This is a genomic window from Achromobacter sp. 1011811831 (genome assembly GCF_059760905.1).
Map to the genome: position 1 here is coordinate 117,060 of NZ_JCBANG010000005.1, position 16,270 is coordinate 133,329.

Genomic DNA, 16,270 nt, shown 5'->3' on the forward strand with positions numbered 1-16,270 from the left:
ATGCAGGCCTGCGACCAGGCGCAGAACAAGGCTGGCACGTGAGGAAGACACCCATGGCACACGCCCTGCAATCCGGACGGTATCAGAAATCCGCGCGGCCGGCGTCCGCCGCCCAGGCTGGCGCCGGCCTGCGCCGCTGGCTGCCGCTGCTGGCGCTGTTCACCGCGGCCTGCGCGCCGGTCGACGCGCAGCAGCGCAGCGCCTCGGTCAATCCGCAGCCCCAGCCCGCCGCCCAGGCGCCGCAGCCCGCCATCGCCGTGCCGCCGGCCGTGCTGGCCGGGCTGCCACCCACCAACGACACGCCCGCGCTGGCCGCCGTCAAGGCCGCGCGCGAGGCCATGAATCGCAAGCAGTGGTCGGTGCTGGGCGCGCTGGTGCCCCAGGCCAAGTCCGACGCGCTCGGCATCTATCCGGAATACTGGCTGCTGCGTTACCAGCTGTGGTCGCCGCCTGCCGGCGGGCGGCCCAACGCCGACCTGCAACGCTTCATCAGCGGCAATGCCGATGCCTACCTGGCCGACCGGCTGCGCGGCGACTGGCTGCTGGCCGCCGCCCGCAGCGGCGACTTCGACACCGTGCGCAAGCTCGCGCCGGTCAAGAACAGCAATGCGCAGATCGAATGCGCGATCCTCGACGCCAAGCACATGAGCGGCCAGCGCGCCACCGCCGCCCAGGCCATGGCCGTGTTCCAGCCCGGCACCGCCTGTTGGGGCCTGTACGACCAGCTGGTGGCCGACCGCGTCCTGGGCTGGGACGAGCTTGAGCCGCAGCTGCGCGACGCCATCGAGGCCAACAAGACCACCGACGCGCGCAAGTTCGTGCAGTACATGTTCGAGCCGCGCGACCAGAAGACCTACGACCTGCTCATCAAGGATCCGATGAAGTGGCTCACACGGCAGGACCGCCTGCCGGTGGGCCGCAACGAGAAAGAGCTGGTGACCATCGCGCTGGCGCGCCTGGCCCGCTCCGACGTCAGCGTGGCCGATTCCTACCTGCGCCGCGAATGGGCCAAGTCCATGGCCAAGTCCAATCTTGCCTGGGTGCGCGGCCAGTACGCGCTGGCCGCCGCGCTGAACCTGGACAGCCGCGCCAACGATTGGTATCGCGAGGCCGGCCATATCCGCATGACCGACTACAACGCCGGCTGGAAGGTGCGGGCCGCGTTGCGCCAGCCCAAGATCGACTGGAAGTGGGTCATCGAGTCCATCGACGAGATGCCGCCGGCCCAGCGCGCCGATACCTCGTGGGTCTACTGGAAGGCGCGCGGACTGGCCGCCACCGGCCGCAAGGACCAGGCCCAGGCCGCCTACGCCGGCATCGCCGACCGCTTCGATTTCTACGGCCAGCTGGCCGCCGAGGAACTGGGCCGCCGCATTACGGTGCCGCCGCGTCCCGCGCCGATTTCCGATGCCGAGATCGCCGAGGCCCGCGCCAATCCCGGCCTGCGCCGCGCCGTGCAGCTGTTCCGGCTGGGCTGGCGCGCCGAGGCCGTGCCCGAATGGAACTTCGCGCTGCGCGGCATGAGCGACCGCCAGCTGATGGCGGCCGCCGAGCTGGCGCGCGCCGAGAACATCTACGACCGCGTGGTCAACACCTCGGACCGCACCGAGAAGGAATTCGATTTCAGCCAGCGCTTCATCGCGCCCTTCGAGGGCCGAGTCACGGCCAAGGCCAACGCCATCGCGCTGGACCCGGCCTGGGTCTACGGCCTGATCCGCCAGGAATCGCGCTTCATCATGGACGCGCGCTCGCATGTGGGCGCCTCGGGCCTGATGCAGCTGATGCCGGCCACCGCCAAATGGGTCGCGGGCAAGATCGGCATGACCGATTTCACGCCCGGCAGCGTCAACGACTTCGACACCAACACCGAACTGGGCACCAACTACCTGAACATGGTGCTGCGCGACCTGGACGGCTCGCAGATGCTGGCCAGCGCCGGCTATAACGCCGGCCCGAGGCGGCCGCACAATTGGCGTTCCACCTTCACGCATCCGGTCGAGGGCGCGATCTTCGCCGAGACCATCCCGTTCAACGAGACGCGCACCTACGTCAAGAACGTGATGTCGAACTCCGTCTATTACGCGGCCATGTTCAGCGGCCAGCCCCAATCCCTGAAAGAGCGGCTGGGCAAGGTCGTGCCCCTGGGCGCCGAAAGCACCACGCTGCCATGACGCAGGACCCCGCAACCCAGGGCCTGCAGGTCTATATCGTGGGCGGCGCGGTGCGCGACGCCCTGCTGGGCCTGCCGGCCGGCGACCAGGACTGGGTCGTGGTCGGCGCCACGCCCGAGGACATGGCGCGCCGGGGCTTCATGCCCGTGGGCGGCGATTTCCCGGTGTTCCTGCATCCGCGCACCAAAGAGGAATACGCGCTCGCCCGCACCGAGCGCAAGTCCGGCCACGGCTACAAGGGCTTCACCTTCCATACCGGCGTCGACGTGACGCTGGAAGACGATCTGCGCCGTCGCGACCTTACCGTCAACGCCATCGCGCGCAAGCCCGATGGCGAGCTGGTCGACCCGCTGGGCGGCCAGGCCGACCTGCGCGCGCGCGTGTTCCGCCACGTGGGCGAGGCCTTCGAGGAAGACCCCGTGCGCATCCTGCGGCTGGGCCGCTTCGCGGCGCGCTTCGCCGATTTCAGCATCGCGCCCGAGACGCTGGCGCTGTGCCGCCGCATGGTCGAGGCCGGCGAGGCCGACGCGCTGGTGGCCGAGCGCGTGTGGAAGGAACTGTCGCGCGGCCTCATGACCGCCAAGCCGTCGCGCATGCTGGACGTGTTGCACCAGTCCGGCGCGCTGGCGCGGGTGATGCCGGAATTGCGGGAGCCGACGATCGTGGGCGTGGACGTGGACCGGGCCGCCGCGCTGGGCCTGCCGCTGGCGTCGCGCTATGCGCTGATGTGCCGGCTGACGCCCGAGCGCGAAGCCCTGGGCCGGCGCCTGCGGGTGCCCACCGAATGCAATGATTGCGCGCGCCTGCTGCCGGAGATGCTGTCCGGCCTGGAGGCGGTGGACCAACAGGACGGCGCGTATGCGCAGCTGGCGCTGATCGAGCGCGCCGACGCGCTGCGCAAGCCCGAACGCTTCATGGATCTGATTCAGGCGGCCGCCGTGCTGCGGACCGTTGACGAAGCCGCATGGCAGGCTCGCGTGGACGCGGCGCGCGGCGTGGACGCCGGCGCCATCGCGCGCGCCTGCGCGGGCGATCCGGCACGCATCAAGGATGGGGTCAGGCAGGCCCGGCTGGCGAGCCTGGAAGCGCTGGCGTCGCCGGCGAACCAAGGCCGGTAGGCGTCTTCAAGGCGGGGAGGCGTCTTCACGATCGGGACGCGCCATCAAGCCGCCGCGCAGCCGCCTGGCGCGCGGCTTCTCCAGGGTTGCCGCCCAGGTTCAGAGCTTGCCGAGCCGGTCGCCGCGCGCGAAGCCGCGCAGCGGCGCGGTAATGCCACGGCCCACCGCCAGCACCTTGAACAGCTCGCCCATCTCGGCTTCCGACAGCAGCTTCTGCACCGGCGCGACGGCGCGCGCATAGGCGGCCGCATCCGAGGGGTCGAGCTGCGCCAGCAGCTCCATCAGGCCGGCGTTCATCAGGAAGCGCGCCTGCGAGGTATAGCCCAGCACCTGCATCCCCGCCGCCTGCGCGGCGTCGGCCATGGCCGTGAAGTCCACGTGGGCGGTGATGTCCTGCAGGCCCGGCGCGGTGAAGGGATCGCCATGCGCGTGGTGCCGCAGATGGCACATCAGCGTGCCGCCCGCGCGCTGCGGATGGTAGTACTCGCTGCGCGGAAAGCCGTAGTCGATCAGCAGCGCCGCGCCGCGTTCCAGCCAGCCGCCCATCGCGCCGATCCAGGCCTCGGCCTGCAGATTGATCTCGGAGACGTAGCCGGGCAGGGCCGGCATGCGTTCGGCCAGCGCGGCCGCCAGCGCGGGGCTGGCGGGGCGGTCTTCCCAGACGAATTCGCCGTGCGCGCCCAAGGCCACGCCGCGTTCGAGCGGCATTGCGTCCTCGCTCCAGCGGAACAGCGACACCGGCATGGCGTCCAGCACCTCGTTGGCCAGCACGCAGCCCGAGAAGGACGTCGGCAGCGCGTCCAGCCAGCGCACGCGCGCACCGAAGGGCGCCAGCCGTTCTGCCTGGACCGCGCGCAGGTCGGCCGACACTTCCAGGATCAGGTATTCGGCGTGCGTCTGGCCCAGCGCGTCCAGCTCGCGCAGCACGCCTTCAGCCAGCGCGCCGGTGCCGGCGCCGAATTCCAGCACGGCGGACGTGCCGGTCTGCGCCAGCACGTCGGCGGCCTGGCGCGCCAGCGTGCGCGCGAACAGCGGCGTGAGCTGCGGCGCGGTGACGAAGTCGCCCGCCGGCAGCGCGGCGGCGTCGGCCGGGTCGGCCAGCTTGACGTTGCCGGCCGCGTAGTAGCCCAGCCCCGGCGCGTACAGCGCTTCCGCCATCCAGTGGTCGAACGGCAGCCAGCCGGAAGCGGCCCGGATGGTCGCGCGCAGATGATCCGCGGCGGCGGCGCTGTGTTCGAGGGAGGCGGGATCCAGGGGCGGGAGATTGGCGGGAGCGGGGCGTTGCATGTAGCGGCCATGTGAGGAATCCGGGAATTTTAGCCGGGGGCGGCATGCGCCCGTACTGGCAGGACTGCCAGGGGAACGATCAGGTCGTCCTGCGACGGTTTCTCTAAATACTCACTATATGAGATCAATACTTATATATTGATAATTTAAAAAAACCTACCTACACTCCGGCCCATAAGGAAACGCACGACGGTGTTCGGAGAAAGGAAGGAGCCAAGTGTCTACAGCCCAACGCAAACTCAAGGCTGCCATCATCGGCAGCGGCAACATCGGCACGGACTTGATGATCAAGATCCTGCGCCATGGCCAGCACATCGAAATGGGGGCGATGGTCGGCATCGACCCGCAATCGGACGGCCTGGCCCGCGCGGCGCGCCTGGGCGTGGCCACCACGCATGAAGGGGTCGAAGGCCTGGCGCGCTTGCCGGTCTTCCAGGACATCGACTTCGTGTTCGATGCCACCAGTGCCGGCGCCCACGTGAAGAACGACGCATTCCTGCGCGCGCTCAAGCCCGGCATCCGCATGGTCGACCTGACGCCGGCCGCCATCGGCCCGTACTGCATTCCCGTGGTCAACGGCGAGGACCACCTGGACGCCTTGAACGTGAACATGGTGACCTGCGGCGGCCAGGCCACGATCCCGATGGTCGCGGCCGTATCGCGCGTGGCCAAGGTGCACTACGGTGAAATCGTGGCGTCGATCTCCAGCAAGAGCGCGGGCCCCGGCACGCGCGCCAATATCGACGAGTTCACCGAAACGACGTCCAAGGCCATCGAGGCGGTGGGCGGCGCCACGCGCGGCAAGGCCATCATCGTGCTCAATCCGGCCGAGCCGCCGCTGATCATGCGCGACACCGTCTACACGCTGAGCGAACTGGCCGACGAGGACGCCATCGCGCGCTCGGTCGAGGACATGGCCGCCGCCGTGCAGGCCTACGTGCCCGGCTATCGCATGAAGCAGAAGGTGCAGTTCGACCGCATCGACACGCCCGTGCGCCTGCCCGGCGTGGGCGAGGCGCTCACCGGGCTGAAGACCTCGATCTTCCTGGAAGTCGAGGGCGCGGCCCATTACCTGCCCGCCTACGCGGGCAACCTGGACATCATGACCAGCGCGGGCTTGCGCACCGCGGAACACATGGCCCGGCGCATGCTGGCGGCCTCGGCGCTTGTTTGAGGGCGGTGACACACGATGAATCAAGCCAAGAAAATCTACATCTCCGACGTGACGCTGCGCGACGGCAGCCACGCCATCCGCCACCAGTACAGCGTTGAACAGGCCCGGCGCATCGCCCGGGCGCTCGACGAGGCCAAGGTCGATTCCATCGAGGTCGCGCACGGCGACGGCCTGCAGGGCTCCAGCTTCAACTACGGCTTCGGCGCGCACACCGACCTGGAATGGATCGAGGCCGTGGCCAGCGAGGTCAGGCACGCCAGGATCGCCACGCTGTTGCTGCCCGGCATCGGCACCGTGCACGACCTGAAGAACGCCTATGACGCCGGCGTGCGCGTGGTGCGCGTGGCCACGCATTGCACCGAGGCCGACGTCTCGCGCCAGCACATCGAGTACGCCCGCCATCTGGGCATGGAGGCCGTCGGCTTCCTGATGATGAGCCACATGACCGAACCGCGGGCGCTGGCGCGGCAAGCCAAGCTCATGGAAAGTTACGGCGCCACCTGCTGCTACGTGGTGGACTCCGGCGGCGCGCTCGGCATGCAGGATGTGCGGGACCGCTTCCGCGCCTTCAAGGATGTGCTCAAGCCCGACACGCAGACCGGTATGCACGCGCATCACAACCTGAGCCTGGGCGTGGCCAATTCCATCGTCGCGGTCGAGGAAGGCTGCGACCGCGTGGACGCGAGCCTGGCCGGCATGGGCGCGGGCGCGGGCAACGCGCCGCTGGAAGCCTTCATCGCCGCCATCGACCGCTTGGGCTGGAACCACGGCACCGATCTCTACAAGCTCATGGACGCGGCCGACGACATCGTCCGTCCGCTGCAGGACCGTCCGGTGCGGGTGGACCGCGAGACGCTGGCGCTGGGCTATGCGGGCGTATACAGCTCGTTCCTGCGCCATGCCGAGGCGGCGGCGGCCAAGTACCAGCTCAAGACCGTGGACATCCTGGTCGAGCTGGGCAAGCGCCGCATGGTGGGCGGCCAGGAAGACATGATCGTCGACGTGGCGCTGGACATCCTCAAGCAGCGCGCCTGATCCGCCAGGCATCGCCTGGCATCCGCGCGCCGGTTCCGGCCGCCGCGCGGATGCCCACAATTTGAATATCAACGAGACAAGCAAGGTACTTCATGTCGACAAGACAATCGGGCCCGGCCATGGGCAACAGGCCGGCGGGCAGTCACGCCCGTCCGGAACCCGCCACGGTCAGCGAGGCCGACCGCCGGCGCGCGCTGTTCGGCAGCGCGGTCGGCAGCACCATCGAGTGGTATGACTACTTCCTCTACGGGACCATGTCGTCCATCGTCTTCGGCAAGCTGTTCTTTCCGTCGAGCGATCCGGTCACCAGCCAGCTGCTGGCGCTGGCCTCGTTCGCGCTGGCGTTCCTGATCCGTCCCATCGGGGGCATCGTGTTCGCGCATGTAGGCGACCGCGTCGGCCGCAAGAAGACGCTGGTGATCACGCTGTCCATCATGGGTCTGTCCACGGTGCTCATCGGCCTGACGCCGACCTATGCCAGCATCGGCATCTGGTCGCCCATCCTGCTGACCCTGCTGCGCCTGCTGCAGGGACTCGCGCTGGGCGGCGAATGGGGCGGCGGCGTGTTGCTGGCCGTGGAGTATTCGCCGGCGCACAAGCGCGGCTTCTTTGGCGCGGTGCCCCAGACCGGGGCCTTGTTCGGCCTGGCGCTGGGCAACTTCGCCACCTCGGGCCTGAGCGCGCTGTTCTCGGAGGAAGCCTTCCTGTCCTACGGCTGGCGCATTCCGTTCGTGCTGTCCATCGTGCTGGTGCTGATCGGCATGTGGATCCGCAACAAGGTCGAGGAAACGCCGTCCTTCCGCAAGGTGGCCGCCGAAGCCCGGGACAATCCCAAGAATGCCGGGGAGCGCAAGATGCCGCTGGTGGAGACGCTGACCCGGCATTGGCGCGCCGTGCTGATCGCCATCGGCGCCAAGTTCGTCGAGACCAGCACCTTCTTCCTCTTCGCCACCTTCACGATCTCGTATCTGGTGGGCCTGGGCTATCCGCGCGTCCAGGCGCTGAACGTGGTGCTGGTCGCCGCGCTGATCGCCGTGCCGGTGATGCTGTACTTCGGCGCCTTGTCGGACCGCATTGGCCGCAAGAAGGTGTTCGCGTGGGGCACGGTGGCGATCGCCATCTACGCGCTGCCGTATTTCTGGCTGCTCAACCAGGGTTCCGCGCTGATCGCGACGGCCGCCGTGGTGCTGGGTTTTTCCATCATCTGGTCCACCTACGGCTCCGTGCTGGGCACGTTCTTCGCCGAGAGCTTTCCGCCGAACGTGCGCTATACCGGCGTTTCGCTCGGCTATCAGGTGGGCGCGGCGCTGGTCGGCGGGCCGATGCCGCTGATCGCCACCGCCCTGCTGGCCCGCTATGATGGCAGCTATGTCCCGGTGGCGGTCTTCATCGTCCTTTGCGCCGCGGTGTCGCTGATCGCGGTCGGCTTCACCAAAGACCGTACCGGGCAACCGCTGGATACGTGACGCGCAGGACGCGTGTCGCATCGGCGCCGCCGGCGCCGCTGGCCGTCGATGCCTCACGTTCCGTCACCCTCTGCTCAGCACATGACCGAAGAATCCGTCGACAAGACCGTCAAGGCCGAAAAGGCCGCCAAGACAGCCAAGCCGCTTGCCAGCCAGACCCTGTTCCGAGGACTCGACGTGGTCAGCGCGGTGGCCGAAGGCTGCCGCAGCGTGCAGGACATCTCCGACCGGACCGGTATCGCCTTCAGCACCACCCACCGGCTGGCCTCGGCGCTGGTGCAGATACGCTATCTGCGCTTCGAGCCGCGCAAGGGCTATCGACTGGGCAGCCGGCTGGTCGAGCTGGGTTTCATGGCCTACCGCGACTCCGCCATCACCACGACGGCGCGGCCCTTGCTCGAAGAGCTGGCCGCCCAGACGCAGGACACCGTGCACCTGGCCGCGCTGGATGAAGATGAAGGCATCATCTATCTCGACAAGATCGGCGGCCAGCGGCCCATCGAGGTCAACACGCGCATTGGCGGCCGCAAGCCCGTATGCAGCACCAGCGTGGGCAAGGCGCTGATCCTGGACCAGGGGCCCGCCGCGTGGAAACAGCGTTATGAACAGGAAGCCGCCAAGGGCATGGGCGGACGCCTGCCGCTGGATGAATGGCTGGCCGCGATGGCGGTCTATGCGGCCAAGGGCTACACCTTCGACCTGGCTGAAAACGTCGACGGCATCCGCTGCGTGGGCACGCCCGTGCGCGATGCCAGCGGCGCCATCGTCGCCTCGATCAGCGTGACCAGCACGGACGCCTACACCGACGAGGCGCGCATGCACGAGATCATTCCCCTGGTGCAAAGCGTGGCCCGCAAGATCAGCATGCTGTTGGGCGCGGGCGGCGCATAGCCGGCATCGCGCCATGCGTCGCCGGCGCGCCGGCGGATTCAGCCTCCCAAAGCAAAACACCCCAGCCGTCGGAAAGCATCCGATGCCTGGGGTGTTTTTCAGCTGGCGAGGCGCGGCTCGCGCCGCGCCCGCGAGCGGGGCTTAGCCGCGGCGCGCGCCTGCCGGCTTGCTGAAACGCTTGCCGCCGTCGCGCTTGTCGAACGAGGGCTTGCCGTGGAAACCGCCTTCGCGCTGCGGACGGTCGCCGAAGCTGGCGCGGTCATTGAAGCTGGGGCGGTCGCCGCCACGGAAACCGCCTTCACGCGGGCCGCGCTCGTTGAACGGACGCGGATCGCGCTGGGCGCGGTCGCCGAAGCTGGGACGGTCGCCGTAGGAGCGTTCGCCGCCACGGAAGCCGCCTTCGCGTTGCGGACGGTCGCCGAACGAGGGCTTGCCCTGGAAACCGCCTTCGCGCTGCGGACGGTCGCCGTAGGGGCGGTCGCCGCCACGGAAGCCGCCTTCGCGTTGCGGGCGATCGCCGAACGAGCGCTCGGCGCGGAAACCGCCTTCGCGTTGCGGACGGTCGCCGAACGAGGGCTTGCCATGGAAGCCGCCTTCGCGCTGCGGGCGGTCGCCGAACGAACGCTCGGCGCGGAAGCCGCCTTCACGTTGCGGACGGTCGCCGAAAGCAGGACGGTCGCCGAACGGGCGCGACGGACGCGCTTCGCGGTCGCCACGGTAACCGCCTTCGCGGTTGCCCTGGTAGCCGCCGCCGGGGCGCTTGCCGAAGGGCTTGCCGCCGCGCGGGCCGCCGGTGGACGGACGCGGCGTGCGCTGGGGTTCCAGGCCGGCGATGACTTCGGGCGTGATCGACTGGCCGATGTAGTGCTCGATGCGGCGAACCTTGTGGCGCTCGGAGTGCGTAGCCAGCGTGTAGGCCAGGCCGTTGCGGCCGGCGCGGCCGGTGCGGCCGATGCGGTGCACGTAGTCCTCGGCCTGCATCGGCAGGTCGAAGTTCACGGCGTGGCTGATGCCTTGCACGTCGATGCCGCGGGCGGCCACGTCGGTGGCCACCAGGATGCGCAGCTGGCCGCGCTGCAGTTGCGTCAGGGTGCGGGTGCGCTGGCGCTGGTTCATGTCGCCGTGCAGGGCGGCGGCGGCAAAGCCCTGGTCGGCCAGGCGGTCGGCCAGATCGTCGGCGCCGCGCTTGGTCGACGTGAAGACGATGGCCTGATCCAGCGAGGCGTCGCGCAGCACGTGGTCCAGCAGTTGCATCTTGTGGCTGGCGTCGTCCGCGTACAGCAGGCTTTGCGTGATGTTGGTGTGCTTTTCCTTGGCGCCGGCGATCTCGATGCGCTGCGGTTCGCGCATCATGCGGGCGGCCAGCTTGGCCACGGTGCCGTCCAGCGTGGCCGAGAACAGCAGCGTCTGGCGGCTTTCCGGCAGGCGGCCGATGATGGTCTCGATGTCCTCGATGAAGCCCATGTCCAGCATGCGGTCGGCTTCGTCCAGCACCAGCGTGTGCACGGTATTCAGCTTGACGCGGCCGGCATTCAGGTGATCGATCAGGCGGCCGGGGGTGGCGACCAGCACGTCCACGCGGCGCGACAGCGCCTTCAGCTGCGCGCCGTAAGGCATGCCGCCCACGACCGTGGCGGTGCGCAGGTCGGCCAGCTTGCGGCCGTAGGTGGCGGTGGCGTCGGTGACCTGCAAGGCCAGCTCGCGGGTCGGGGTCAGCACCAGCACTTGCACGCCGACGCCCTTGTTGGCGGGCATCTGGGCGATGCGGTGCAGCGCCGGCAGCATGAAGGCGGCGGTCTTGCCGCTGCCCGTCTGCGAGGACACCATCAGGTCATGGCCGGCCAGGGCCTGGGGAATGGCGGCGGCCTGCACGGCGGTGGGGGTGCTGAAGCCGGCGTCTTGCACGGCGGACAACAGGGCAGGCGCGAGGCCGAGGTTTTCGAAAGACATAACTTTCCCTTGCCGCGGTCAAAGCGGCGCATTGCCAGGTCGGGCCGAAGGTAGGGGCGGCGATCCGGGCGACGGTTGATGGAGCATCGTGCCGACCGAATCAACCGTGCGCGTGACGCGTTCCATGTAACTGCCGGGAACGCAGGGCGAAAGGAAAGGAGGTCAGGAATCGATGATGTTCGGCATGGGCCAGGGCGAGAGGCTGCCCGGCAGACTGCAAAAAAATCCGCTAAATCAACGCGGTAGATGCCGAACTCGTTTTGTGCAGTGCGGCGATCATAACCCGAATTCGCCTTGCCTGGGAATTATTTTTTTGTCCAGTGCCCAATCAATAGGGTTTTTCCCTTGGTCAACCAGCCAGCGATTGGTCGCCGCGAAATGGCCGCAGCCCAGGAAGGGCACGGGCGGGCGGCGGGCCGACAGCGGCGAGGGGTGATTGGACATCAGCACCAGGTGGCCGCTGTTGCCGGGCAGCAACGCCTGCTTGGCCTGGGCGTGCGCGCCCCACAGCAGGAAAGCCTTGGGCGAGGGGTCGCGCGCCACCAGCGTGATCAGCGCGTCCGTCACCGTTTCCCAGCCGCGCTTGGCGTGCGAGGCGGGCTGGCCGTCCTCCACGGTCAGCGCCGTATTCAGCAGCAGCACGCCCTGGTCGGCCCAGGGGCTCAGGTCATTGCCGGCCGGCACCGGGGCGCCGGGGAATTCCTGGGCGATCTCATTGAAGATGTTGCGCAGGCTGGGCGGCCGCTTGCAGTCGTCCGGCACCGAGAATGCCAGCCCTTGCGCCTGTCCGGGGCCGTGGTACGGATCCTGGCCCAGGATCACCACCCGCACGTCTGACGGCGCCAGCCCGTGCAGCGCGCGGAACGGCGTGGCCGGATAGACCACCGCGCCTGCGGTCAGGCGCTGCTCTATATGAGCGGTCACGGCGGCCAGCGCGTCAGCCACGGCGCGCGCCGCGAAAGCGGCTTGCCACGCGGCGGGAAGTTCGGCGGCCTGGGCGGCCAGGGCGGAGGGGAGCAGGCGGTTGTCCATGGGCATGGGCGCGATTGTGGCACAGGGTCATGGACCGTCCCGGAGCGTGGCGTTGCTTCGGGTTTCTCCCTAGCTGAATTTGAGATTAGTCCGATGGAACTCGGTCGCGCTTCCCGGTAGGTTGTAACCAATTCGAATTTCCACCCAATGGATGCGAACTTGGCAAGAAATGATAAAAAAACATACAACTTCCGATATTGTCGCCAATTACTAATTCAAAAGTTTTTATTTTTCGACATATTCAGGCCTTAAGTTTCAGTAATACAGTTCCGTCAAATAAAACGTAGTCGGTTTTTATTTCAATAAGAAACAAATGCGTACCCGTCATATCAGGCGGAAAACCCTCCGGCATAAGGGTTTCCGTCGAGTGGCGCTGTCGGCTGCATTGATGGCGTTCCTTGCTTCCCCCTCGGCCGCGCAGCAGACGCCCGCCGAAGCCGCCGCCCGTGCCAGCGAAATCCAGCGCCGCCAGGAACAGGAATTGGAGGCGCAGCGCGCCCGCGCCGCGCAGCGTCCCGACGTCCTGTCCGCGCCCGAGGCGCCGGCCGCCGGCGAAGGGCCGCTGGTGTTTCCCCAGGAAAGCCCCTGCTTCGTCCTGCGCGAAGTCACATGGGATGGCGCCGCGCCGCCGGCGGACCTGCGCAAGCTGGCCGCCACGGCCGTCGGCCCCTGCGTGGGCGGGCTGGGCCTCAAAACCCTGCAAGAGCACCTGCACGCCCGGCTCATCGACCAGGGCCGGGTCACCGCGCGCGTGCTGGTCCCCGAGCAATCGCTGGCCGCCGGCACGCTGACGTTGCGCTACGTGCCGGGCCGCATCTCGGCGGTGCAGAGCGAAGGCGCGGCCGGCTGGTGGCGCACCGCCTTGCCGACCTGGCCGGGCGGCGAGCTGAACCAGCGCGACCTGGACCAGGCCCTGGAGAACATCCGCCGCCTGGGCAGCCAGGCCGACGCCTCCATCGACGTGGCGCCGGGCCCCGAGCTGGGCGATTCCGACATCGTCATCAAGCCCGGCACCGGCAAGCGCTGGCACGCGTACCTCGGCGGCGACAACGCCGGCATGGAATCCACCGGCAAGGAGCAGATCAACGCCGGCCTGACGCTGGATTCGCCGCTGTTCCTGTACGACCAGTTCTCGGTCTCTTGGAACAGCAACGCCGCCTTCGGGCGCGACGACGCCGCCACGCGCGCCGGGTCCGTCAACTACAGCATTCCCTTCGGCTACTGGACGCTGTTCGCCGGCGCCAGCCGCTCGCGCTATCGCCAGACCGTGGCGGGTTTCGACGAGCCCATCATCTATGCCGGCACCACCAAACAGGTGGACATCGGCGTGTCCGTGGTGCCGTATCGCGGCAGCACCTACAAGGGCACCGTGATGTTCAAGCTGCTGCGCAAGCGGGTCAACAGCACGATCAACGACATCGACATCGAAGTCCAGCGCCGCGACGTCACCGGCTACGAGTTCAGCTACGGGCATCGCCACTACGTGGGCCAGGCCGCGCTGGACATCGGCGGCGGCGTGCGCGGCACCTTGCCGCAATGGTCCAACCAGTCCGGCTACGTCTACGGCGATCCCGACTGGAACGGACGCAGCACCATCCTCACGGCCAACGCCGGGCTGTACCTGCCGTTCAAGCTGTCCGGCCAGCAGCTGGCCTATCAGGCCAACTGGCAGATCCAGCACGCCAGGACGGCCGTGGTGCCGTCCGACTATTTCACCATCGGCAACCGCTACGCGGTGCGCGGTTTCGACGGCCAGATGACGCTGGCTTCGGAGGACGGCTGGAGCCTGCGCAACGACCTGTCGCTGAATCTTGGCGACCTGGGCCAGCAGCTTTACGTCGGACTGGACGTGGGCCGGGTCGGCGGGCAGTCCGCCCAGTTCCTGTCCGGCCGCACCCTGGTCGGTTCCGTCGCCGGCCTGCGCGGCCGCGTGGCCATGCCCGGTGTTGCCAATGCGGTCAATGCCAGCTACGACCTGTCGCTGGGTTGGCCGCTCAAGAAACCAGAAAGCCTGAAGACGCAGCACACCGTGTTCGCCGCGTCGCTGATGTTCGAGTTCTAGCGTGAAGCGCGGCCGGGCCTGCCCGCGCCGCGTTCAGTGTCAGCGGTATCAGCTGTATCAGTTGCGTTGTTGTTGCTCGCCGCCGGCCAAGCCGGCGCGGACCGCTTGCCCGCGGCCGCGTCGATGGCCTGGCGCGGCGGGGCCGTCGCTCGCGGGCCGCATGCCTCGCGGGTGGCCGCAAGCCATCCAAAACGATTACCGAGAGTCGCCTCATGTCCAAGTTCCGTTCCGCCATTGTCTGGCTCGTGCTCTACACCCAGATCTGGACGCCCGTGCTGGCGCAGACGCTGCCGATCAGCGTGGACAAGAACGTTGCGGGTCAGCGGCCGATCGTGGGCACGAGCAACGGCGTGCCGGTGGTCAACATCGCGCCGCCCTCAGCCGGCGGAGTCTCCAACAACAAGTTCACGCAGTTCAACGTCGGTCCGTCCGGCGTGGTGCTGAACAACAGCGGCGGCGCCAGCCAGACGCAGCTGGCCGGGCAGGTCGCGGGCAACCCGATGCTGGGCAACCAGCGCGCCACCACCATCCTGAACCAGGTCACCGCGCCCAACCCCTCGCAGCTGATGGGCACGATGGAAGTGGCCGGCAACCGCGCCAACATCATCGTCGCCAACCCGGCGGGCATCACCTGCAACGGCTGCGGCTTTTTGAACGCGGACCGCGCCACGCTCACGACCGGCAAGCCGATGGTGGGGCCGGACGGCGGCATCGGCTTTGATGTGGCGGGCGGCAAGCTGCGCGTGGAGGGCGCGGGCCTGAACGGCGCGAACCTGAGCCGCGTGGATTTGATGGCGCGCACGCTGGAGATCAACGCGGGCATCTGGGCCGACCAGCTGCACGTGACGGCCGGCGCGGCCAAGGTCGACTACGCGACGGGCGCGGTATCGGCGGGCCAGGGCGAAGGCCCGGCGCCGACGGTGGCGCTGGACACGGCGGCGCTGGGCGGCATGTATGCCAATAGCATTCGCCTGGTCGGCACCGAGGCTGGCGTGGGCGTGAACGTGGGCGGCAACCTGGTCGCCTTGACGGGCAACCTGGAAGTGAGCGCGGCGGGCGACGTCAAGATCACGCCCAGCGGCACGATGCAGGCGGCGCGCGATGTGCGCGTGGCCGCCGGCCGCGATGTGGCGGTCGAGGGCCGCGCGCAGGGCGCCGGCGCGGTGGCCCTGACGGCGGGCCGCGACGCGGCGGTCACGGGCGCGGTGAGCGCAGGCCAGGCACTGACGGTGGATGCGGCCGGCGATGTGTCGGTGAGCGCGCGCGGCAGCCTGCAGACGCAGGACGCGCTGCGCGTGGTGGCGGGCAAGGATCTGGCGCTGGGCGGTTCGCTGGTGATGGGCGACCAGGATGTGCGCGTGCAGGCCGGGCGCAATCTGCGCGCGGGTACTGCGGCAGATAACGGCTCGGGCAATGGCAACAACGGCACAGGCGGCAACAACAACGGCAATACGGGCGGCACCGGCAACAACAATGGTGGCACCGGTGGCAATAACGGAAGTAACGGCAGCGGCAATAACGGTGGCAACACCGGAAGCACCGGCGGCAATGCCGGCAACGGCGCAGGCACGAGCAACGGCTCGGGCGCAGGCGCAAGCACCGACACCGCCACCAGCACGCAATCGGTCGGCCTGGTATCCGCCAAGGGCGCGCTGACGCTGCAAGCCGGCCGCGACGTCCAGCTGCCCGGCCAGATCTCGGCCGCGCGCACGCTGCAAGCCGAGGCCGGCGGCGAGCTGTCCACGACTGCCGGCGCGCGCCTGCAATCGGGCCAGGCCATGGGGATACGTGCGGGCGAGGGCGTGACGCTGGCCGGCTCGGCCCTGAGCGACGCCAGCCTGTCCATCGACGCGGCGCGCGAGCTGCGCCTGGACGGCAGTGCGCTGGCTTACGGCGGCACGCTGCGATTGGCGGGCAATGACGTGCTGCTGGGCGCGGCCAGCAAGACGCAAGGACGCGGCATCGACATCACCGCCACGCGCGACCTGCGCGCGAGCGGATCCACGGTTTCGGCGGGCGCGGCGCAACTGAAGGCCGGCCGCGATGCGGCCCTGTCCGGCACGCTCGCCGCCGATGGCGACCTC

General features: G+C 68.7%; 11 protein-coding genes. 8 read left to right on the forward strand and 3 right to left on the reverse strand.

Translation table 11 applies throughout. The annotated features are described in order from the left end of the window. Positions 1–53: 53 nt before the first annotated feature. A complete protein-coding gene (locus AC6LJ9_RS03795; RefSeq protein ID WP_498146477.1) occupies positions 54–2,171 on the forward strand; it encodes a lytic transglycosylase domain-containing protein in 2,118 nt (705 codons plus the stop codon). Further along, positions 2,168–3,289 carry a tRNA nucleotidyltransferase/poly(A) polymerase-related protein gene (locus AC6LJ9_RS03800; protein WP_498146478.1) on the forward strand — a complete coding sequence of 374 codons (1,122 nt, stop codon included), beginning with the start codon at positions 2,168–2,170 and terminating at the stop codon, positions 3,287–3,289. Before AC6LJ9_RS03795 ends, AC6LJ9_RS03800 begins: the two co-directional genes overlap by 4 nt. Before the next feature lie 99 nt (positions 3,290–3,388). Here the strand turns inward: AC6LJ9_RS03800 and AC6LJ9_RS03805 are convergent, their stop codons facing one another. Then, positions 3,389–4,576 (reverse strand): class I SAM-dependent methyltransferase, encoded by a 1,188-nt coding sequence (locus AC6LJ9_RS03805; protein WP_498146479.1) that lies wholly within the window; start codon positions 4,574–4,576, stop codon positions 3,389–3,391. 217 nt (positions 4,577–4,793) lie between these two features. On the opposite strand from AC6LJ9_RS03805, the gene AC6LJ9_RS03810 reads away from it, so the two are divergent. The 4 genes from AC6LJ9_RS03810 (at position 4,794) to AC6LJ9_RS03825 (ending at position 9,142) form a co-directional block, all read left to right on the forward strand. Then, positions 4,794–5,750: an acetaldehyde dehydrogenase (acetylating) gene (locus AC6LJ9_RS03810; RefSeq protein WP_498146480.1), complete on the forward strand. Its 957-nt coding sequence runs from the start codon at positions 4,794–4,796 to the stop codon at positions 5,748–5,750. A 15-nt stretch (positions 5,751–5,765) separates the two neighbouring features. Further along, positions 5,766–6,785, forward strand: a complete 1,020-nt coding sequence (gene dmpG, locus AC6LJ9_RS03815) for a 4-hydroxy-2-oxovalerate aldolase (RefSeq protein ID WP_498146481.1) — start codon at positions 5,766–5,768, stop codon at positions 6,783–6,785. A 92-nt stretch (positions 6,786–6,877) separates the two neighbouring features. Beyond that, positions 6,878–8,251 carry an MFS transporter gene (locus AC6LJ9_RS03820; RefSeq protein WP_498146482.1) on the forward strand — a complete coding sequence of 458 codons (1,374 nt, stop codon included), beginning with the start codon at positions 6,878–6,880 and terminating at the stop codon, positions 8,249–8,251. 81 nt (positions 8,252–8,332) lie between these two features. Next, positions 8,333–9,142, forward strand: a complete 810-nt coding sequence (locus AC6LJ9_RS03825; protein ID WP_498146483.1) for an IclR family transcriptional regulator — start codon at positions 8,333–8,335, stop codon at positions 9,140–9,142. A gap of 141 nt (positions 9,143–9,283) precedes the next feature. On the opposite strand, the gene AC6LJ9_RS03830 is transcribed toward AC6LJ9_RS03825, so the two are convergent. Together AC6LJ9_RS03830 and AC6LJ9_RS03835 are read right to left on the reverse strand one after the other, a co-directional pair. Beyond that, positions 9,284–11,092: a DEAD/DEAH box helicase gene (locus AC6LJ9_RS03830; protein ID WP_498141681.1), complete on the reverse strand. Its 1,809-nt coding sequence runs from the start codon at positions 11,090–11,092 to the stop codon at positions 9,284–9,286. A gap of 276 nt (positions 11,093–11,368) precedes the next feature. Then, positions 11,369–12,130, reverse strand: a complete 762-nt coding sequence (locus tag AC6LJ9_RS03835; RefSeq protein WP_498146484.1) for a uracil-DNA glycosylase — start codon at positions 12,128–12,130, stop codon at positions 11,369–11,371. A 382-nt stretch (positions 12,131–12,512) separates the two neighbouring features. On the opposite strand from AC6LJ9_RS03835, the gene AC6LJ9_RS03840 reads away from it, so the two are divergent. After that, positions 12,513–14,186: a ShlB/FhaC/HecB family hemolysin secretion/activation protein gene (locus AC6LJ9_RS03840; RefSeq protein ID WP_498146485.1), complete on the forward strand. Its 1,674-nt coding sequence runs from the start codon at positions 12,513–12,515 to the stop codon at positions 14,184–14,186. Between the two features lie 212 nt (positions 14,187–14,398). Continuing rightward, the coding region (locus tag AC6LJ9_RS03845) for a filamentous hemagglutinin N-terminal domain-containing protein (protein WP_498146486.1) at positions 14,399–16,270 on the forward strand (1,872 nt) is incomplete at its 3' end.